The following is a 17407-nucleotide window of genomic DNA, read 5'->3' as shown; positions in this document are numbered from 1 at the left end:
GTCCGCCGACGGATCCCGCCTGGGCGGCCAACGACCCGTATCTGCACGCGGACAAGTTGCGGGGAACCGCGATCTACGTCTCGACCGGTACCGGAGCACCCGGACCACACGACACACTCGACGGCGCGAACGGTTCCGGGATACAGCTGGCCTACCAATTGATTTTCGGTGCTCCCCTGGAAGCCGTCACCAATCTGTGCACCCGTCAGCTCCGGGAGCGACTGCGCCAGTTGGCCGTTCCAGCCACTTTCGAGTTACGTCCGACCGGCACCCATTCCTGGGGGTATTGGGAGGAAGATCTGCACAAGTCGTGGGACACGATCGGCGTCGCTCTCGGTGTCGATCCGTAGCAGAGGGAGTTCATCTTCGGCAGTCGTCCGCGCTTGCGCGTCGAGGCCACTGCCCTTCGACCGACTTCCGGACTCGGCAACCGGCATCCGGATCAGTGGTCGGTGATCCAGGTGTCGGTGAACTGCGCCTCCACGGTGAGCATGTCGAGCAGCCGGGCTACGACGGCCGCTTCGATCTTCCTGCCGAACAACGGGATGCCGACCTCGGCCGAGCCGTCGACGACCGCCACCGTCGTGGTGTCGCCGCCGGTGAGCCGGACGGTTCCGCTCACTTGGGCGGGCACACCCTCGACGCGGGCCTCGAAACTGCCGCCCTCGCGGGTGTAGGTCTCGGTGCGCGTGATGACCAGCCCCTCCGGTCGCACGGCGGTGATGCCGCTGGGCAACTCCGCCGCCGGAACGGTCTGCACCAGCCGCACGTGCAGGCGGTCCTCGGCGGCGTCGAACTCGACGAGCCGCGCGTCGACCCCGCCGACCTCCTCGATGCGGTCCTTCCAATACTGCTCGTCGGCCAGCGCCGCACGCAGCGCGTCGGCCGAATGGGAATAGGTGGCCGTATACGCCAAGGGGGTCGCCATACCGACACACGCTACCTGCTGCTACGCCGCTCGCAGCGGGCGAACCGCCGATGCTTTCATTCCTCGAACATGCTGAATCATCCTGTTAAATAGAAGGTTCGGCAGCGAGGTATGGTTCCTCCGTCAAGGAGGACCGCTTCGACGGGTGATGGACGCGGTCTACTTCCGACCGGGGAAACCATATCCGGGTGCACACAGCTGCCCCTGTCGAGCGACCGAATACCGCTGGCGGGCCGGCGTCGATCAGCTGGTTCGACTGCGCTCGGCGTGGATGTGCGGAGTACCCGGCATAGGTGTCGGGTTTCGACGTCCGCCTGTACCCGACTCGTTCCGATCCAGCGCGGGCAGTCACCGCCGACCCGCGGCAGGCAACTACCGATGCGATCCGTTGCCCACCGCAGGGCCGTTTCACCCCTCCAGGAAAGCCGGCATGTCCGCACGCAGCTTCGCGTTGGTCTCGCGCTCCGCGGCCGCGGCGACCCAGCCGCGCGCCTGGGACGGGCGCGCCTGCGGCGGCCAGGCGTCGAGAACTGTGAGAACCGCCCGGCGGCACCGGACGACCCGGTTGGCGAGTGCGACCGGCAATAGTGCCTGGCCGTGGCCCGGATGGTCGCGCAGATTCCAGACGATGATCTCGAGGACCGTATCGGCCTGATGGTCCGGGCCTAGGCCCAGTGCTTCGGATGGGCCCGTGGCCAGCTGGTCGAGCGGTAGGAGTTGCTCGGCGAGGCCTACCACCTGCTCTACAGTGACCTGGTCTGCGTGCCGCATCGCCCACTGCCAAACGTAGGCGTTGTGGTGATCGAACCGCAAGCGCGCGAGAGCGTTCGGGAAGGCGTTCATGCCCAGCCGTCCCGCGCAGGAGAGCGCGACCTCGAACGCGTAGGAGCGGCGCGCGCCGCGAGGTTCCGCGGCGGAGTCGACGCGGGCGAGTTCGGACGCCACCAGTTCGCGCCACCGCGGCTGCGCCGTGAGGGAGGTGTACCTGGCCCGCAGCCGGGCAGGTTCGCCGTCGGGCCAGTCGAAATCGTCACCGGATACCAGGCGTTCGAGGGTCAGTGCCGCGTCGAGCCGTCCGAGGGTGGGTTGGGCACGGGCGAGGTGTTCGGCGAAACGATGCATGGCGGGCACCGCGTCCTCGTAGTCGTGCATGTCCTCGGCGGGGCCGCCCTTGGCGAGTGCGTTGAGGATGTCCGCCGCCCCATCGATCAGGGCGTCGTCGACGTCGTCTTCGAGCAGCGCCTCGTAGAGACCGCCGGTCGTGGCGGCGAGGTGGGCGAGGTACTCGTTCATCACGCCGTTGCGGAAGCCGCCACGCAGCAACCATGCCGTGATGTCGGGGTCGGCGCAGCCCTTCAGTCGCTCCACCGCGTGGATCCGTCCCCAGCCCTCGAGCCGCTGTGCCAGCTCGAACACCGCCCGGTGGGGATGGGGCTGGGTGTTCATCAGCGCGACGACCGCGAAGAGTGCGAACTCCTCCAGCGAACCCAGCAGTTGGAGGAGCTCGCGGTCGCGTTCGTCACCACATGTGCCCAGCAGCACGATGCCGAGTTTCGCGGCCTCCCGTCGCGTGGCGTTCTCCGTGACGAATCGCGCTGCGTTACGGAGCTTTTCGCGTGGAAAGTGCCGGGATCGCAACTCGCCCACGAGATCGTCGGCGACGCTCACGGCCCGTATCCCGGCAAAGTGCTCGAGTAGCCGAGCCGGATCGTCGAGGTCGGCGAGGATCCGATCGGTGAGATCGGCGACCGGCTGCGTGCCGGTCCCGAAGTGATGGGTGCTGACGCCGTCGTACACGACGCTGGGAAGGACGCTACGGCCGGTTTCGTTCGGCGGTTCGTCCGGTAGGGGATACCCGTCACGCGGCCAAGGGCCGGGACCGTGCAGAGCGGACAGAGATAGCGCGTGGGCCACGAACGTGGCCGAGTGGGGGCTCATCGAGCCGGGCGCAGGACGCCCTTTCCGTCGAAGATCATGAACACGAGGATGGCAGCTCGCTGGTCGCGACGCAACCGCGCTCGGCGAGGCTGCGGGACGCCCGCTGTTTGCTGGATCGGACGGCATGATGATCCGGTGCCGCGAAGGAGCGAGGCGAAGACCTCTCCCTTACCGACACCTGCCGTGCACTGCGATCGCGTCCCACAGCCGTCGCGACAAGGACATCGGACATTTGCGGTCAGGGAAGACGCATCAGCTGGCGGGACAGGCCGAACAGGCGGCGCGCGAGCTTGACGACAGGGATTCCCACCGGTAGCAGGATGACCGTCACGCACAGCACCGCGCCGACGAGCCACAGCACAGCGGCCAAGAGCCCCAGCACCGTGCCGAGCACGGCCGTGAGAATCCCGAGCACTACGCCGAGCAGGCCCTTCAGCAGTTTCATGACGACCTTCCTGCTTCCATTCTGCGCCCTTTCCGGCCCGGGTGCACCTGCCCTGTTTGCTGGGCCTGCCTTTCGGACCGGTTGAGGACGGCGAGCTCGCGCCTCGGCTCTCCTCGGTGGGAGCGGCGGTACGGTCCCTGGCATGAGCCGAGTGATCGTGGAGTTGTCCCACTCGATCTCGGACGGCATGCTCACCTGTCCGGGCCTGCCCGGACCGCGAGTCACCACGGATGTCGCGCGTGAGCGGTCGCCGCTGATCGGCATGGATTACGACATCGCACGCGTGGACATGGTCGGCCACACCGGCACGTATATCGACGCGCCCTTCCTTTTCCACGCCGATGGCGCCGATGTTGCCGACCTTCCGCTGGAACGATTGTTCAACGTGCCGATCGTGATCATCCGCGCTCCGAGACTTCGCGCGGTGGGGCCGGATCTGCTCGGCGACCCGGCGCGCCTGTGGGGCAAGGCGGTGCTTGTGCACACGGGGTGGTCTGCGGCGTGGGGTTCGCCCGACTACCGGGGCCCCGGGCATCCGTTTCTGGTCGGTGAGGTCGCGGATGCGCTGGTCGCGGCCAATGTGGCGCTGGTAGGAATCGACTCCCTCGACATCGACGACACGTCTCTGCCGACGCGGCCGTGTCATCACACGCTGCTCGGGGCGGGGATCCCGATCATCGAGCAGATGACGAACCTCGACGCGGTGCCCGACACCGGCGCCAGGCTGGTCGCCCTGCCCGCACCCATCCGCGGGATGGGCTCGTTTCCGCTGCGCGCCGTGGCGTGGATCGAGCACAGCGGCGCAGCCACGCTATAGCGTGCGGCTCTTGCCGTGGACTCATGACCGGAATGGCGGGACCGCTAGGTCATCACCGAATATGTCCGGCAGGTCGCGGTCGACGCTGTCCGGGAATCGGGCGGGCCGCTTCTCCAGGAAAGCTGTGACGCCTTCCCTGGCGTCGGCGCTCGCGCCCCGATGGTGGATGCCGCGGGATTCGACGCGATGCGCGATCATCGGATGCTCGGCGCCGAGATTGCGCCACAGCATCTGCCGGGACAGGGCCACCGAGACGGGTGCGGAGTGCTCGGTGACGCGGCGGGCGAGGGCACAAGCCTCGTCCAGCAGCGTGCCGGCCGGATGCAGCGCGTAGAACAGTCCGGCGTCGAGCGCTTCGGCGGCGTCGACGAGACGGCCCGAATACACCCAGTCCAGCGCGGTCTGCACGGGCACCAGGCGGGGCAGGAACCAACTGGAGCAGGACTCGGGAACGATCCCGCGTCGATTGAAGACGAATCCGATCCGGGCGTTGTCGACGGCGAGCCGGAAATCCGCGGCGAGAGTCATGGTGATGCCCACCCCGACGGCGGGACCGTTGACGGCGGCGATGATGGGTTTGCGCGATTCGAACATGCGCAGGACGACTTCGCCGCCGCTGTCGCGGAAGGAGGCAGCGGCGTTCTGGTCGCCCGCGACGAAGGTGTCCGCACCCGCCGACAAGTCCGCGCCGGCGCAGAAGGCACGTCCGGCGCCGGTGAGGACAACCGCTCGGATCTTGTCGTCGCGATCGCAGGAGTCGAAGGCATCGATCAGCTCCGCACCCATCGCGGTGGTGAACGCGTTGAGCTGCTTCGGACGGTCGAGGGTGATGGTGGCGATGGTGTCGGAGACGTCCAGGCGAATATCGGCCATAACGTACAGCTTGCCACGACGCCGATACCCCTTCTCTTACAGGGCGTTCGCGCCGCATCTCGCGACAGTGACGCCGAGACGAAGCAGAATGATTGTTTACTTATTCCTCTTTGTGCGGTTAGCCTGTCGCGGTGTCCCGATTGGTCACGGGCACCTGGCCCCGCCGCGGGGTGGCAACGGAGACCAATCGGCCCGGCGCTTCGCGCCGTCGTTCGATAACCCGGAGAAGGGGAGTGGGATGGAGATCAGCAACGCGGTCGCGGCAGTGACGGGCGGCGCTTCGGGACTCGGCTCGGCGACCGTGCGTGAACTGCACGGCAAGGGAGCGAGGGTCGTGATCATCGATCTGCCGTCGTCCGCGGGCGAGGCCGTCGCCGAAGAACTCGGTGACGGCGTGGTTTTCGTTCCCGCCGACGTCACGAACGAGGAGCAGGTCACGGCGGCTCTCGACGCCGCGCAAGAGTTGGGCGACCTGCGGATCGCGGTGAACTGCGCCGGAATCGGCAACGCCGTCAAGACCGTCGGCAAGAAGGGCGCGTTTCCGCTGGCGGATTTCACCCGGGTGATCAACGTCAACCTGATCGGCACCTTCAACGTCATCCGGCTGGCGGCCGAACGGATCTCCCGGACGGATCCGGTCGGCGAAGAGCGCGGCGTCATCATCAACACCGCGTCGGTGGCAGCGTTCGACGGCCAGATCGGGCAAGCGGCCTATTCGGCGTCCAAGGGCGGGATCGTGGGCCTGACCTTGCCGGTGGCGCGCGACCTCGCGGCGCTGAAGATCCGCGTGGTGACCATCGCGCCGGGGCTGTTCCACACTCCGCTGTTCGCCACGTTGCCGGACGACGCGATCGCATCCTTGGGCGCGCAGGTCCCGCACCCCTCGCGACTCGGCGATCCCGTCGAATACGCGGCGCTCGCGCGTCACATCGTGGAGAACCCGATGCTCAATGGCGAGACCATCCGCCTCGACGGCGCCATCCGGATGGCGCCGCGCTGAAGTGGTCTCCGCCGAGCGGGTTTCGGGTGGGTCCGCCGATGCGACTCCCGGGATCTACGAGTTCACACGGTGATGGCCAGGCTCGCCCGACTGCGACGACTCTTCCGGGGCGGGCCTTCATGCGGCATCCGAACGGTGCGTGCGCGATCGTTGCCGTTGCCGTTGCCGTTGCCGTTGCCGTTGCCGTTGCCGTTGCCGTTGCCGCGGCTGCGGTGGTCCCCTACTTTCGGCTGCGTCAGCGGAGGCGTCGGGAGCCGGGTGCCGTACGGATGCCGACGACGGTGAGGACGGTGACCACCAATACCGTCATCAGCCGCATGAGGTTCCAGGTATCCGGGTCGCCGGGCGGTTCGGCGGCGCGTACGTCCCTTCCGCGTGGGCGGTTCTGCGGGGACGGCGGCCGCTCGGCCAGCGGTGGCGGTGCCTGGAGTTGCGTCCGCGTGGCGCCGGCGGCTGGAGACGGCGCGATCCGCACTTCGGGCGCGGGCGGTTCGAGCTGGAGGGGGTTCATGGGGACCGGCGGAGCGGTGGGGACCAGCAGTAGACAGGTCAGCAGTGCGCTTCCGGTGAGGGCGCTACCGACGGCGGCGCTGCCGAGGCTCGATCCGCTCGACCCCGGGCCGATGAGGCTGGACCCTGGGCCGATGAGGCTCGATCCCAGGGAGCCGAAGCCGCTACCGGTAGCCAGTCCGAGCACGAGCAACGCGCTCCCCGTCACGGCGCTTCCGGAACAAGCCGCCTGCACGCTGCCGGAATCGAGCTCCAGGGTCTCGGCCGGACTACCCGTCGTTCCGTTCGAGTGAGTCGCCGGATTCGCTGCGAGGGGAGTCGCATCCTCGAGTCCCGCATCCCCCGTGGCGAGAAGGCCCGCGTGCGCGCTGCCGGTGGCGAAATCGCCCGGACCGGCGCTGCCGGACGGTATTCGAACCGGGCCGAGACTGAGAGATCCGCCGGAAGACGCCCCTTCGGGAGCGGGATCGGAGGCACTGCCGGACGACGTGGCGCCGGGACCGAAGCTCGAACCACTGCCTACGACGTCGCCCACTGGCTCGGCGCCGGTCGTTGAACTCGAACTACCGGTTGCCAGGTCGCCGAGGGGCAGCCACGGCGGCGCTTCGGCGGAGGCTTCCAGAGGCCGAGCCGCGAGCGTCGCTATGGTCAGCGGGAGAATCGCAGTAGCGAAACCCTTTGCAAAACCTCGTGTTCGGATAACTCCTCGATTGCTTGGCATATGCGGTCGCCTCGTCGTCGTCGAAAGTGGCCGGAAGGTCACGCCGTGTGCTGGTAGCGGGACAAAGCGAGCTCGAAGGCGTCCTTCGGCACCACGTTCCCGCCGGAGAACGGCTCATCGAGGTTGTAGATCGCCCGGATAACCACACCGACGATGGCGCCGAGCAACGCGGTCGTCACCACAGTGCGCTTGCTGACCTGGACGCCGGAAAGGATGACACTGAGAAGCAAGAGGACCGTACAGATCCACATGGCGAGGTAGAGGAAGCCCGGAACCCGGTAACCGGCGTCCAGCGCACGATCGGCTCGTGCCTGCGCGATCGTGTCGAGGCTGGAAAGAGCACTGGTACGGAGCGCATCGACCTCGGAGTCCGCCGAGTTCACCGCGGCCACCGCGTCGCGCAGAGTGTCGAGGGTGTCCTGGGTGGACTGACTGAGATGTCCATGGTCGGCCATGACGGCCCATTCCTCGCTGAGAACCTGGTCGGTGTAATCGCGCACCAAGCCTTGGACACGCGCGTGGTCGGGCTCGGGCATTCCGTGCGCGGCCCAATACGTGTCGATGAGCGCCTTGGCTTCCGCGATCGTGTGATTGCGTGCGTTGTCGTACTGCTGCCAGGCGATCACCACGATGAATGCCACCACCGCCATGAAGATCGTGTTGATCAGGTTGAGCACCAACGCGCCGACTGTGTCGTCGTCGGTCTGCCGCCACGTCTTCGGGTGTAGGCGGTCCCCGGCCAGGAATACGACCACCGCGACCAACGCGGTGAGAGCAGGCACGAGGAATTCGAAGACCATGCGGCGACTCCGTTTCTGTCTGGAATGGTTCTCGCGACCGCGGCGTCGGTGATGTACACAAAGGCTGGTGCACCACGGGGCCGGTGACGGACCGATCGAGCCTCGTTCGGTGCGACGTCGCTATCGATCAGTGCGTCGAGCCGCAGTGCTGCTGCGGCCGGCAGGTTTTCGCAAGGTGGTCGTCGCGGATTTCGAGCCGCCTCAGTTCCGCCGACCAGGCGTGGCGAAATTCCGCGAGCCAGTATCCGGTAGCCCTCGCGCGTCGGCGGGCGGCCGCGACGACGAGACTTCCGCGCAGGCCGGTGCCGTTCGGACAAGCATTTCGATGGTCATGCGTGGTCCTCACCCCCGAGACGGATACCGAGACGATCGATGATGGTGCTGTCGACAGTCTGCGTTTGTTCGGATCTGATCAGTGGTGCACAGCGAATCTATAGGCGACACGCGCCTGAAAGAACCAGGCGCCGTTGAACTGTCCTGGACGGTGGACCGTTCTGGACGACACCGATAGTAGACTGCGAATCCGTCTGGGTGTGGGGGAATTTCGGAGAAAGACCGCCGAAAGCGTAGGCGCGGGCCACGGAGGGGCCGGCTCGGTGCCCGCGATGCGGCTGTGCGCCGAACGATCGAAGTCCTGTGCTCCTGCCGGTCCGGGTGAGTTCCTGCGCGGCGCGTGGCGGGAGTTCGGCTATGTGCATCTGTTGCCCAGCGCTGCGTCGGTGAGCTCGGAGGGAGTGCGGAAGATACGCACCGGCAATGCCTTCCGCGCCATGTTCGTAGCGTCACCTCGCATATTGCGTGAGGAGTCGGCGAAACAGTCGGCAGAACCTTTGCCACCAGGCCGGAGGCGGCTGATGGGGTGACGGATGCGGCGGTCCGGGTCCGCGACGCGGTCGGCAGCTACCCGGTACGTTCGATTCTCTGCCATGTGAGCTTCTGGCAGACAGCGGTGGACATGCTGCTGTCTCCGGTCGATCATGTCGTGCTGGATGATGAGCAGCGGGCTGTCGAGCTTTCTTTTCAGGGGACGCCCGATGGTACGGCGTGGCTGCCGGATTCGACCGTTGTCGGGGCTTACCATGATCGGGCTGTGCGACGTGGCGGCGCCGCACGGCGAACGGGGAAGCGGCCCGCTCGGTGTGATCGTGACACCGGGCGGGCCGTTGCGTTCGGCCTGGTCTGCCAGTTCCTGCCGTGTTTGTCGCCGAGTGGCCCGGGTAGCCAACGACGAATGGCTTCGTCAGGAGGTGGAGGATGACTGCGAACAAGAGGGTCGGACAATTGCGTAGCGTCGTGCTGGACTGCCCCGAACCGCGCAAACTCGCCAGGTTCTACCAAGAGTTGCTCGGGGGAGACCTGCTCGAGGACGAGGACGACGACTGGGTGGTTCTGGTCGAGACCTCGGATAGGCGCATCGCCTTTCAGACCGCGCCGCAATACAAACCGCCGCGTTTTCCCGATCCCGAGGCGTCCCAGCAGATCCATTTCGACGTGTTGGTGGACGATATCGCGGAGGCCGAGCCTGCCGCGCTCGCTCTGGGTGCGACGCTCGTCCAAGCCGAAACCGGCGGAGCGTTCCGCGTGTACGCCGACCCCGTGGGGCACACTTTCTGCCTGGTCTGGCTCCCGGGCACCGCAGCCGGCCTCGGCGAGTCACCCGAGAAGTGATCGCGCAGTGCGGCGATTATCCTGCACAGGTGACGAGCCGGGCCGCCGCGGTGTCAGCGGATCTGCCGGATATCCGGGCAGTCATTCCGGCGGGGAAGGTCGCCGGATGTCGTCGGCCACAGAGCCCCCCGCAACGTCGGCCGAGACGCCTAGTTCTTCCTCGTAGCGGTGGTCTACCGGCACCCCGTCGCTGTCGGCGGTGATGTCTTTGAGCTTCAGGGTGTCCTCGGTCTCCGGCACCGCGCTCGGCTCGACGTCGGGTTCCTCTTCGGCGAGCCGGTCCCCGATCGGTCGAGGATGGGCTTGCTCCCACGGTGTGACGCCGTACTTCGTGACCCCGGTCCAGTGCTCCGGCGGGTCCATCCCGGCCTCGAGCGGGTCGGAACGCAGTCGGTCTTCGTCGAGATCCTCGGCACTGTTGAGGGCCGCCGGATCGGTTTCCACCGAGTCGGGCGCGCCCGTGTCCTGGGGCGGGTCGTAGGTATCGTTCGGTTCGGTCATCGCTGCCTCCTCTCCTGCATTCAGCGACTTCCCGCAACTGTCTGCAGCAAACCCCCGGAAATGAGCACACAGCGGAGACGAGTGGTCGCGATCACGCGCTGAGGCCCCGGACATCGGCGGTAGGGACGGCGGCGAGCGTCACCTCCGGGTGAAGACGCCGAGGTGTTCGGTGTCGTAGTACTCGAGGGTGAGCTTGTCGCCGGCGAAGGTCGCCTTGGAGACCGAGCCGGGGTTGGCGTTCTCGCCAGAAGGGCTGAAGACGAAAGTATCGCCGTCCCAGTGCTTCAAGGGGAAGGTCATGTTGTTCGGGCCCAAGCTGAGGGTCAGGGCATTGTCGGTGGCGCTGATCGTCGCCGGGCCGTAGTAGGTGTTGTCATAGGTGCCCGCGTACGACGCCGGGGGGCGGGCGGGTGTGGGGTCCGCGGGCGGCTGTTCTCCGGCCAGAGCCCCCGCAGGCGCGCTGAGCGGCTCGAACGCCGTGCGATAGAGGGCGCGCCAGTCCTGCTGGATCCGCCCGAACTGGACCAGGTCGGCGAACTCCGCGTTGAGGGTTTCGGGCACACCGATCGGCGCCGCGTTGGTCAGTGTCACGATCCCGACGTCGGCGGAGGGGATCAGTGTGAACGCGGTACCCGCGCCGAGACCGAACGCCCCCGAGTGACCCAGTACGACCCGGCCCGAGGCGGAATCGCTCACGTTGAAACCGAATCCGTAGAACCCGGCACGCGCGTCGGGCGTACTCGGCGGCGCCGACACGGCTTGTGGGGTGATGGCGGGCAGCAGATCCTCGGGCGGCACCACGACCGAGCCGCCCGCGGAGCCGTTCGCGAGCACCATCGTCATCCATTTGGCCATGTCGGCCACCGAGGAACTGACCCCTCCCGCTGGGGACTGCGCGTCCGGTTGGCGCTGCGGGTTCGCCACCTCGTACTTGCCGTCGACCAGAACGTGCCCCTCGGCACGGTTCGCGCGGGAGGCGAAGTCGGCGTAGCGGGAGCTGGTCGACTTCATCCCGAGCGGGCCGTAGATCGTCCCTTCCGACAGCGTCTCCCAGTCGTCTCCCGCCGCCGCGGCCACGGCGACGGCGGCCGCGGTCAGCCCGAAATTGGTGTATTCGTACGAGTCCCGGAAGGAGCCCAGCGGCAACAGCCGGAGCCGGTCGAGAATCTGCTGACGGTCGTAGCCGAGGTCCTCCAGCAGGTCGCCCGCGTGATCGGGCAGTCCGGAGCGATGCGCGTACAGGTCGCCGACCGTGACGTGCTCGGTGACGTAGGGATCGGCGAGCGCGAAAGACGGCAGCAGTTTGCGCACCGGAGTGTCCCATTCGACGCCCCCCGCGGCGATCCGGCGGGCGACGACCGTCGCTCCCACCGGCTTGGACAGCGACGCGAGCTGGAAGACCGTATCCTGGTCGACCTTCTCCTTGGTGACGATATTGCGGACGCCGAAGCCTTTGCTGTACACCAGTTTCCCGCCGTGGACGACGGCGATCGCCATGCCCGGAATGCCGGACGAGCTGAGTAGGCCTTCAGCAAGTCGATCCAACTCGCCAACGGCATCATCGATGCGTCCGTCCGGGATCGGCACACCGGCGACCTGATTGGGCATCACCGCGGAACTGGACGGTGTACCGGCACCGGTCGTGTCCGCGTCGTCGCCGCCGCAAGCCGTGCAGGCGAGGAGGGCGGCGGTCGCCATCGCCGCGGGACCGAGCAGTGCGCGCCACAGTGTGCTCACGGGTCGCCTCCTGGCTGTCGTAGCGACAAAAGACCAGATAAAGGCTAGTTGAGGTGCGATTGCTGCGCGGGTGGTTCAGCCGTTCTCGCCGGGCGAGCGCCGACGTCGCCGGACGCGGCTTCCCCGCATCGGGCGAAGCCGTTGGGAGCGCGGCCGACGAGGTGGTGAGGCGATCGCCAGCTGCGACCTCGCCGACCGGAATCCGAAATGCGCCCGGTCCTAACCGGCGGCGGGTGTCTTCCGGATCTCTACGATCGGAAGTACCAGCGCGGCGGGAGCATCTGCCGGAACCGCCGGCTTGACCGGCGCGACCGGAGCGATGCGCCGGTATCCCGTGCCGACCGGGGGCCGGGTGTCCACTTCGCCCTTGTTCGGCCAGTACGCCGCCGCGCGCTCGGCCTGCGCGGTGATCGTCAGCGAGGGATTGACGCCCAGGTTGGCCGAGACCGCCGCGCCGTCGACGACGCTGAGCGTGGGGTAGCCGTACACGCGGTGGTATGCGTCGATCACGCCCTGCCGAGCGTCGGCTCCGATCACCGCGCCGCCGAGGAAGTGGGCCGTGAGCGGGATATTGAAGATCTCGCCCCAGCTGCCGCCCGCGATGCCGCCGATCTTCGCCGCGACCCGCCTGGTCACGTCGTTGCCGACGGGAATCCACGTCGGATTGGGCTCGCCGTGGCCCTGCTTGCTGGTGAGCTTGCGGCCGAACAAGCCCCGCTTGGTGTAGGTGGTGATCGAATTGTCCAAGTGCTGCATGACCAGCGAGATGATTGTTCGCTCGCTCCAGTTCTTGGTGCTCAGGAAGCTGAGCAGGTCCATCGGATGCCGCAACACCATGCCCAGGAAGCGCAGCCAGCGCGGGATGCGGCCGCCGCCGTCGACCATGAGCGTCTGGAGCAGGCCCATGAAGTTGGAGCCTTTGCCGTAACGGACCGGCTCGATGTGCGTGTCCGGGGTGGGATGGATGGACGAGGTGATCGCGACGCCCTTGGTGAAGTCTTGGCCCGGCTTCACCTTCTTGGTGGCCGCGCCGACGATCGATTCCGAGTTGGTGCGCGTCAGCACGCCGAGTCGATCGGACAGATCGGGCAACACGCCTTTGTCACGCATGGCGAACAGCAACTGCTGGGTTCCGCGTGTGCCCGCGGCGAGCACGACGTGCGCGGCGTTGAACGTGCGCGGCTGCTTGCGTATCCAGGCGCCGGTGCGGGCGGTGGACACGTCCCAGGTGCCGTCGGGGTGTGGACGCAGCTCGGTGACAGTCGTCATGGGAATGACCTCGGCGCCGGCCTTCTCGGCCAGATAGAGGTAGTTCTTCACGAGGGTGTTCTTCGCGCCGTACTTGCAGCCCACCATGCAGTCGCCGCATTCGACGCAACCGGTGCGCTCGGGGCCGGCCCCGCCGAAGTACGGGTCGGGCACGGTCTTTCCCGGTTCGCCGAAGAACACGCCGACGGGGGTCTGCACGAAGGTGTCGCCGACGCCCATGTCGTCGGCCACGGCCTTGAAGACTTCGTCGGCGGGCGTCATGTGCGGATTGCGTACCACGCCGAGCATCTGCTGCGCTCGTTCGTAGTACGGGGTCAGTTCGTCGCGCCAGTCGGTGATGTCACGCCACTGCGCGTCCTGGAAGAACGGCTCCGGCGGCACGTAGAGAGTGTTCGCGTAGTTCAACGACCCGCCGCCGACACCGGCGCCGCCGAGGATCAGCACGTTGCGCAGCGGATGGATGCGCTGGATCCCGTAACAGCCGAGCGCGGGCGCCCAGAGAAACTTCTTCACGTCCCAGCTGGTCTTGGGCAGCTCGTCGTCGGCGAAGCGCCTGCCCGCCTCCAGCACGCCGACTTTGTACCCTTTCTCCACCAGCCGGAGCGCGGTGACGCTGCCGCCGAACCCCGAACCGACGATCAGCACGTCGTAATCCGTCGTCCGCTGGTCCATGTGGAACTCCTCGATCGTGTCGCCAGTGACTCGGATAACACTACTCCCGGGTAAGTAACGGTTCGCAAGTCGGCCGGAACCGGCCCCATCGGTCTGATAATCGGTTCGCCGACGGTCCCTCGTCCCGATGTAGAGCGGTGCTCTCAACAGTTGACATCGCTCTCTGGAGCGCGCATGGTTTCTGCTATGCCGACCACACCCCGCGCCCGCGCCAGGGCCCAGACCATGGACGACATCATCCGGATCGGGCGAGAACACCTGGCGACAGACGGCGCCGCGGCACTGTCCCTGCGTGCGGTGGCGCGTGATCTCGGCGTGGTTTCCTCGGCCGTCTACCGCTACGTCCGCAGTCGCGACGAACTGCTCACCATGCTCGTAGTGGACGGTTACAACGCACTCGGTGACGCGGTTGACAACGCGCTGGCCGAGGCAGGGGACGCGCCGATCGATAGGCTGCGGGTCCTCGGGCGCACGGTGCGGGGGTGGGCGCTGGCCGAACCCGCCCGCTATGGGTTGCTGTTCGGCACCCCGGTTCCCGGCTACGACGCGCCCGCGGCCGAGACCGTCGCACCGGGCACCCGGGTGATCGCCACGATGCTGACGCTGTTCGCTCACGCCTACGGAGCGGGCGAACTCACGGCCCCTATCAGGGAACCGCGGATATCCGCTTCTCTCGCGGACAATTTCGGGCGGATCCGTGACGAATTCCGGCTCGAATTGCCGAACTGGCTGGTCGTCCGCGGCGTGACCTTCTGGGTCGGCCTGTTCGGTGCGGTGAGCGCGGACGTCTTCGATATGTACGGCCCCGACACCTTCACCGATCGCGACGAGCTGTTCGAACTGCAACTCGACGGACTGCTGGACATGCTGGGGCACCACGGGTGATCGGCAACCGGGACAACGGGGGAGTCCGCGGCCGAGCACAACGGCGTGTGTTGGGATGGAACGCGTGACGATGCCAGGCGAACCGTCTGCGGTACCCGACCTGAGCGCCGCGACCGCGTGGGCGCGTCGGATGGGTATGCGCATTCCTCTGGTCAACGCGCCGATGGGCGGCGTGGCGGGCGGGCGGCTCGCCGCAGCGGTGACCGCGGCCGGCGGACTCGGCATGATCGGGATGGGCAGCGCCGGGTCGGTTCGCGCGCTGGAACTGGAGTTGCCGCACCTGGGCGGCGTCGAAGGCCCGTTCGGCATCGGGCTGGTCGATTGGGTCGTCGCCCGGGAACCACGACTGCTGGAGGTCGCGATCGAAGCACGTCCCGCGCTGATCTCGGTCAGCTTCGGCGAGAACCTGGATTGGGCCGCCCGGGTCGCGGCCGCGGGGATCGCCTCGGCCACCCAGGTCTACAGCGGGCAGGACGCGCGGCGTGCGCAAGACGCGGGCATCGGCGTCCTCGTGGCCCGTGGCGTGGAGGGCGGCGGGCACGGCGCCGTGAACGCGGCGCTGCTCCCGCTCCTCGACGAGGTGCTGGACGTGGCCTCGGTCCCGGTGCTCGCGGCCGGCGGCATCGGCGCACCGCGGGATCTCGCCGCCGTCCTTCGCGCCGGGGCGAGCGGCGCATGGCTCGGTACCTGCCTGGCGGCCTGCACGGAATCGCTGCTGTCGGATGCGGGCAGGCAGGCACTGCTCGACGCCCGCGGCACGGACACCGTGCTCACCCGCGCCTACGACGTGGGGATGGAACTGCCCTGGCCCGCGCGATTTCCCGCGCGGGTGCTGCGCACCGGATTCACCGATCGGTGGACCGGACGGGAAGAAGAACTCGCGACGGATCGGTCGGCCAAACACACGCTCGCCGCCGCGCTCGCCGTGGACGATCCGAAGACCGCGCCGATCGACGCGGGGGAGGGCGTCGGAATGATCACCTCCGTGGAACCGGCGGCGCGGGTGCTCGAACGGCTGTGGTCGGGTGTGACCGGTCCGGTCGGGAGCTGAGCGGTTCAGTCCTCACTGCTGGTCCGATCGCCGAGGTAGCGGATCAGAGCCGGATCGGCGGACACCACCCGCTCCACTTCCTCGCCGCCGGTGCACTGGTAGAGCGCGACGGTGACCGAACCGGATCGGCGGCCTGTCACCCGCCAGACCCCACCCGAATCGGTCCAGCGCCGCAGGGTCGCGACGGGATCGTCGGTCATCGTCTACCTCCACTCGGTGGTCTACCCGCCTTCGACTTCCGTGTCACCGCGGCACGGTGACGGGGTCGGAGCAGCTTGCGGGCCCGTCGACGAACGAGCAATCCTTCGGCGTCCGCGTCGGTCGATAGTCCGGCGCGACGCCACCGGCTCGCGTGATAGCCGTGTACGCGGCCACCGCGTCCGTCGGCTTGCGCGTCAGTGCCGGATCGGTGAGAACGTCGACGGTGTAAAGGCCGAAACGTGGTGTGTAGGAACCCCACTCGTAGTTGTCGGTGAGACTCCAGTAGTTATAGCCCATCAAATTCATGCCGTCGGCTTTGGCGCGCTGGAGCCAGTAGACGGTGTCGCGGAGCGAGTCGGCGCGCCCGTAACCGTCCGCACGCGGTAGGCCGTTCTCGGTGGGCATGCCGTTCTCGACGATATAGAGCGGCTTTCCGGGGAACTGGCGCGAATAGTGCTGCAGCGCATAGTAGATGCCTTCTGGCTGCATCGGGTTCTTCCACAGCTCGGTGAAGTTCACGGTGGTGGTGAGGGTGTCGGGGGAGAGGCCGTAGTAGTAATCGATGCCGATGTAGTCGAGCTTGGCGCCGATCTTGTCCACCAGTGGCTTGTTCACCACGTCCTCGGCGCCCGGGATGTAGGCGACGTTGCTGGTCACCATGGCGTCGGGCTGCACCCGGTGGATGTGGTCGTAGATGCTGTTGTGCGCCAGCGCGATTCGTTCCTGCATCGCCAGCGCCGCGGTGGGCGGAAGTCCGCCGTGTCGCAGTTCGTTCACCAAGTAGAAGGTCGGCTCGTTGAAGGTTACCCACAAGGGCCGGTACGGGGCGTAGCGATCGACGACGGCGCGCGCGTTGGCCAGCCAGTCCTCGACGATGCCCGGGTTGTTCCAGCCGCCGCGGTCGACCGCCCAACCCGGGTAGACCCAGTGGTCGATCGTGAGCATGGGACGCATGCCCGCGGCGGTGATCGCCGCGACGAGATCGTCGTAGAACTTCAGTCCGTCGGGGTCCCACTTGCCCGGCTCGGGCTGGAGGCGAGCCCACTCGATGCCCACGCGGTACACCTTGACGCCCAGGCCCGCCGCCAAGGCGATGTCCGAGCGATAGCGCGTGTAGAAGTCGATCGAATCCCGGTAGGGGTCCGTCGTTTTCCCGGACGCGACGTAGCGAGACCAGTTGCTGTCCGGGGCGTGGCCCTCCGATTGGTATCCCGACGCGGCGACGCCCCAGAGAAAGTCCGGGCCCATCGGTGCGACCACAGGGGGTGGCGCGGGCCGGGCGGCGGCCGGAGCGGCTCCTGCGAGAAATACCGCGGTGACAGCCACGACGGCAGCCAAGGCGTGGCGGTGATGTGAACGCATCGAACTCCTGTTGCGGGAGTGGTGACCGG

At 67.5% G+C, this 17407-nt stretch carries 17 protein-coding genes; 6 read left to right on the top strand and 11 right to left on the bottom strand.

Features of this window, described 5'->3' with window-relative positions; genetic code table 11:
• Positions 1–350: alpha/beta hydrolase-fold protein (locus tag GVY39_RS32010; protein ID WP_240679489.1), on the top strand; the 350-nt coding region annotated here is incomplete at its 5' end.
• 92 nt (positions 351–442) lie between these two features.
• Here GVY39_RS32010 and GVY39_RS32005 read toward each other — a convergent pair.
• The 3 genes from GVY39_RS32005 to GVY39_RS31995 form a co-directional block, all read right to left on the bottom strand.
• Positions 443–928 (bottom strand): DUF2505 domain-containing protein, encoded by a 486-nt coding sequence (locus GVY39_RS32005; RefSeq protein WP_159930697.1) that lies wholly within the window; start codon positions 926–928, stop codon positions 443–445.
• 408 nt (positions 929–1336) lie between these two features.
• Positions 1337–2866 carry a hypothetical protein gene (locus tag GVY39_RS32000; RefSeq protein ID WP_159930698.1) on the bottom strand — a complete coding sequence of 510 codons (1530 nt, stop codon included), beginning with the start codon at positions 2864–2866 and terminating at the stop codon, positions 1337–1339.
• Positions 2867–3104: 238 nt separating this feature from the next.
• Positions 3105–3311 carry a hypothetical protein gene (locus GVY39_RS31995; RefSeq protein WP_159930699.1) on the bottom strand — a complete coding sequence of 69 codons (207 nt, stop codon included), beginning with the start codon at positions 3309–3311 and terminating at the stop codon, positions 3105–3107.
• Positions 3312–3453: 142 nt separating this feature from the next.
• Here GVY39_RS31995 and GVY39_RS31990 point away from each other — a divergent pair, with 142 nt between their 5' ends.
• Entirely contained in the window at positions 3454–4128 is a 675-nt protein-coding gene (locus tag GVY39_RS31990) for a cyclase family protein (protein WP_159930700.1), read from the top strand.
• A gap of 21 nt (positions 4129–4149) precedes the next feature.
• On the opposite strand, the gene GVY39_RS31985 is transcribed toward GVY39_RS31990, so the two are convergent.
• On the bottom strand, positions 4150–5001 hold the full coding sequence (locus GVY39_RS31985; protein WP_159930701.1) for a crotonase/enoyl-CoA hydratase family protein: 852 nt from the start codon (positions 4999–5001) through the stop codon (positions 4150–4152).
• A 238-nt stretch (positions 5002–5239) separates the two neighbouring features.
• On the opposite strand from GVY39_RS31985, the gene GVY39_RS31980 reads away from it, so the two are divergent.
• Positions 5240–6001 carry a 3-hydroxyacyl-CoA dehydrogenase gene (locus GVY39_RS31980; RefSeq protein WP_159930702.1) on the top strand — a complete coding sequence of 254 codons (762 nt, stop codon included), beginning with the start codon at positions 5240–5242 and terminating at the stop codon, positions 5999–6001.
• A 235-nt stretch (positions 6002–6236) separates the two neighbouring features.
• On the opposite strand, the gene GVY39_RS31975 is transcribed toward GVY39_RS31980, so the two are convergent.
• Both GVY39_RS31975 and GVY39_RS31970 read right to left on the bottom strand, forming a co-directional pair.
• Positions 6237–6719 carry a hypothetical protein gene (locus GVY39_RS31975; protein ID WP_159930703.1) on the bottom strand — a complete coding sequence of 161 codons (483 nt, stop codon included), beginning with the start codon at positions 6717–6719 and terminating at the stop codon, positions 6237–6239.
• Positions 6720–7270: 551 nt separating this feature from the next.
• Positions 7271–8032 carry a DUF4239 domain-containing protein gene (locus GVY39_RS31970; protein ID WP_159930704.1) on the bottom strand — a complete coding sequence of 254 codons (762 nt, stop codon included), beginning with the start codon at positions 8030–8032 and terminating at the stop codon, positions 7271–7273.
• A 1254-nt stretch (positions 8033–9286) separates the two neighbouring features.
• Here GVY39_RS31970 and GVY39_RS31965 point away from each other — a divergent pair.
• Positions 9287–9700, top strand: coding sequence for a VOC family protein (locus tag GVY39_RS31965; RefSeq protein WP_159930705.1), 414 nt, complete (start codon positions 9287–9289; stop codon positions 9698–9700).
• A gap of 81 nt (positions 9701–9781) precedes the next feature.
• On the opposite strand, the gene GVY39_RS31960 is transcribed toward GVY39_RS31965, so the two are convergent.
• From GVY39_RS31960 to GVY39_RS31950, 3 genes are all read right to left on the bottom strand, one after another.
• On the bottom strand, positions 9782–10201 hold the full coding sequence (locus GVY39_RS31960) for a hypothetical protein (protein ID WP_159930706.1): 420 nt from the start codon (positions 10199–10201) through the stop codon (positions 9782–9784).
• Positions 10202–10339: 138 nt separating this feature from the next.
• Positions 10340–11899, bottom strand: coding sequence for a serine hydrolase (locus GVY39_RS31955; RefSeq protein WP_159930722.1), 1560 nt, complete (start codon positions 11897–11899; stop codon positions 10340–10342).
• Positions 11900–12157: 258 nt separating this feature from the next.
• The gene (locus GVY39_RS31950; protein ID WP_159930707.1) at positions 12158–13879 is read right to left on the bottom strand and encodes a GMC oxidoreductase; all 1722 of its coding nucleotides are present in this window, start codon (positions 13877–13879) and stop codon (positions 12158–12160) included.
• A gap of 186 nt (positions 13880–14065) precedes the next feature.
• Between GVY39_RS31950 and GVY39_RS31945 the strand changes: the two genes are divergently transcribed.
• Both GVY39_RS31945 and GVY39_RS31940 read left to right on the top strand, forming a co-directional pair.
• Positions 14066–14764, top strand: a complete 699-nt coding sequence (locus tag GVY39_RS31945) for a TetR/AcrR family transcriptional regulator (RefSeq protein ID WP_159930708.1) — start codon at positions 14066–14068, stop codon at positions 14762–14764.
• A 70-nt stretch (positions 14765–14834) separates the two neighbouring features.
• Positions 14835–15815, top strand: a complete 981-nt coding sequence (locus tag GVY39_RS31940; RefSeq protein WP_159930723.1) for a nitronate monooxygenase family protein — start codon at positions 14835–14837, stop codon at positions 15813–15815.
• 5 nt (positions 15816–15820) lie between these two features.
• Here the strand turns inward: GVY39_RS31940 and GVY39_RS31935 are convergent, their stop codons facing one another.
• Together GVY39_RS31935 and GVY39_RS31930 are read right to left on the bottom strand one after the other, a co-directional pair.
• Positions 15821–16015: a hypothetical protein gene (locus GVY39_RS31935; protein WP_159930709.1), complete on the bottom strand. Its 195-nt coding sequence runs from the start codon at positions 16013–16015 to the stop codon at positions 15821–15823.
• Positions 16016–16058: 43 nt separating this feature from the next.
• Entirely contained in the window at positions 16059–17378 is a 1320-nt protein-coding gene (locus GVY39_RS31930; protein WP_159930710.1) for a family 1 glycosylhydrolase, read from the bottom strand.
• Between the last annotated feature and the right edge of the window lie 29 nt (positions 17379–17407).

It is taken from the genome of Nocardia sp. CY15 (genome assembly GCF_009829295.1).
Lineage (GTDB): Bacteria > Actinomycetota > Actinomycetes > Mycobacteriales > Mycobacteriaceae > Nocardia > Nocardia sputi.
The sequence above is the reverse complement of the archived record's forward strand: the minus strand, read 5'-3'. Positions and strand labels throughout refer to the sequence as shown.

What these genes read in the sequence shown, in the direction of transcription:
- GVY39_RS31970 (WP_159930704.1), bottom strand. Translation starts at nt 8,032, where the DNA reads ATGGTCTTCGAATTCCTCGTGCCTGCTCTCACCGCGTTGGTCGCGGTG.
- GVY39_RS32000 (WP_159930698.1), bottom strand. Translation starts at nt 2,866, where the DNA reads ATGAGCCCCCACTCGGCCACGTTCGTGGCCCACGCGCTATCTCTGTCC.
- GVY39_RS31965 (WP_159930705.1), top strand. Translation starts at nt 9,287, where the DNA reads ATGACTGCGAACAAGAGGGTCGGACAATTGCGTAGCGTCGTGCTGGAC.
- GVY39_RS31960 (WP_159930706.1), bottom strand. Translation starts at nt 10,201, where the DNA reads ATGACCGAACCGAACGATACCTACGACCCGCCCCAGGACACGGGCGCG.
- GVY39_RS31995 (WP_159930699.1), bottom strand. Translation starts at nt 3,311, where the DNA reads ATGAAACTGCTGAAGGGCCTGCTCGGCGTAGTGCTCGGGATTCTCACG.
- GVY39_RS31990 (WP_159930700.1), top strand. Translation starts at nt 3,454, where the DNA reads ATGAGCCGAGTGATCGTGGAGTTGTCCCACTCGATCTCGGACGGCATG.
- GVY39_RS31955 (WP_159930722.1), bottom strand. Translation starts at nt 11,899, where the DNA reads ATGGCGACCGCCGCCCTCCTCGCCTGCACGGCTTGCGGCGGCGACGAC.
- GVY39_RS32005 (WP_159930697.1), bottom strand. Translation starts at nt 928, where the DNA reads ATGGCGACCCCCTTGGCGTATACGGCCACCTATTCCCATTCGGCCGAC.
- GVY39_RS31930 (WP_159930710.1), bottom strand. Translation starts at nt 17,378, where the DNA reads ATGCGTTCACATCACCGCCACGCCTTGGCTGCCGTCGTGGCTGTCACC.
- GVY39_RS31985 (WP_159930701.1), bottom strand. Translation starts at nt 5,001, where the DNA reads ATGGCCGATATTCGCCTGGACGTCTCCGACACCATCGCCACCATCACC.
- GVY39_RS31945 (WP_159930708.1), top strand. Translation starts at nt 14,066, where the DNA reads ATGCCGACCACACCCCGCGCCCGCGCCAGGGCCCAGACCATGGACGAC.
- GVY39_RS31935 (WP_159930709.1), bottom strand. Translation starts at nt 16,015, where the DNA reads ATGACCGACGATCCCGTCGCGACCCTGCGGCGCTGGACCGATTCGGGT.
- GVY39_RS31950 (WP_159930707.1), bottom strand. Translation starts at nt 13,879, where the DNA reads ATGGACCAGCGGACGACGGATTACGACGTGCTGATCGTCGGTTCGGGG.
- GVY39_RS31940 (WP_159930723.1), top strand. Translation starts at nt 14,835, where the DNA reads ATGCCAGGCGAACCGTCTGCGGTACCCGACCTGAGCGCCGCGACCGCG.
- GVY39_RS31980 (WP_159930702.1), top strand. Translation starts at nt 5,240, where the DNA reads ATGGAGATCAGCAACGCGGTCGCGGCAGTGACGGGCGGCGCTTCGGGA.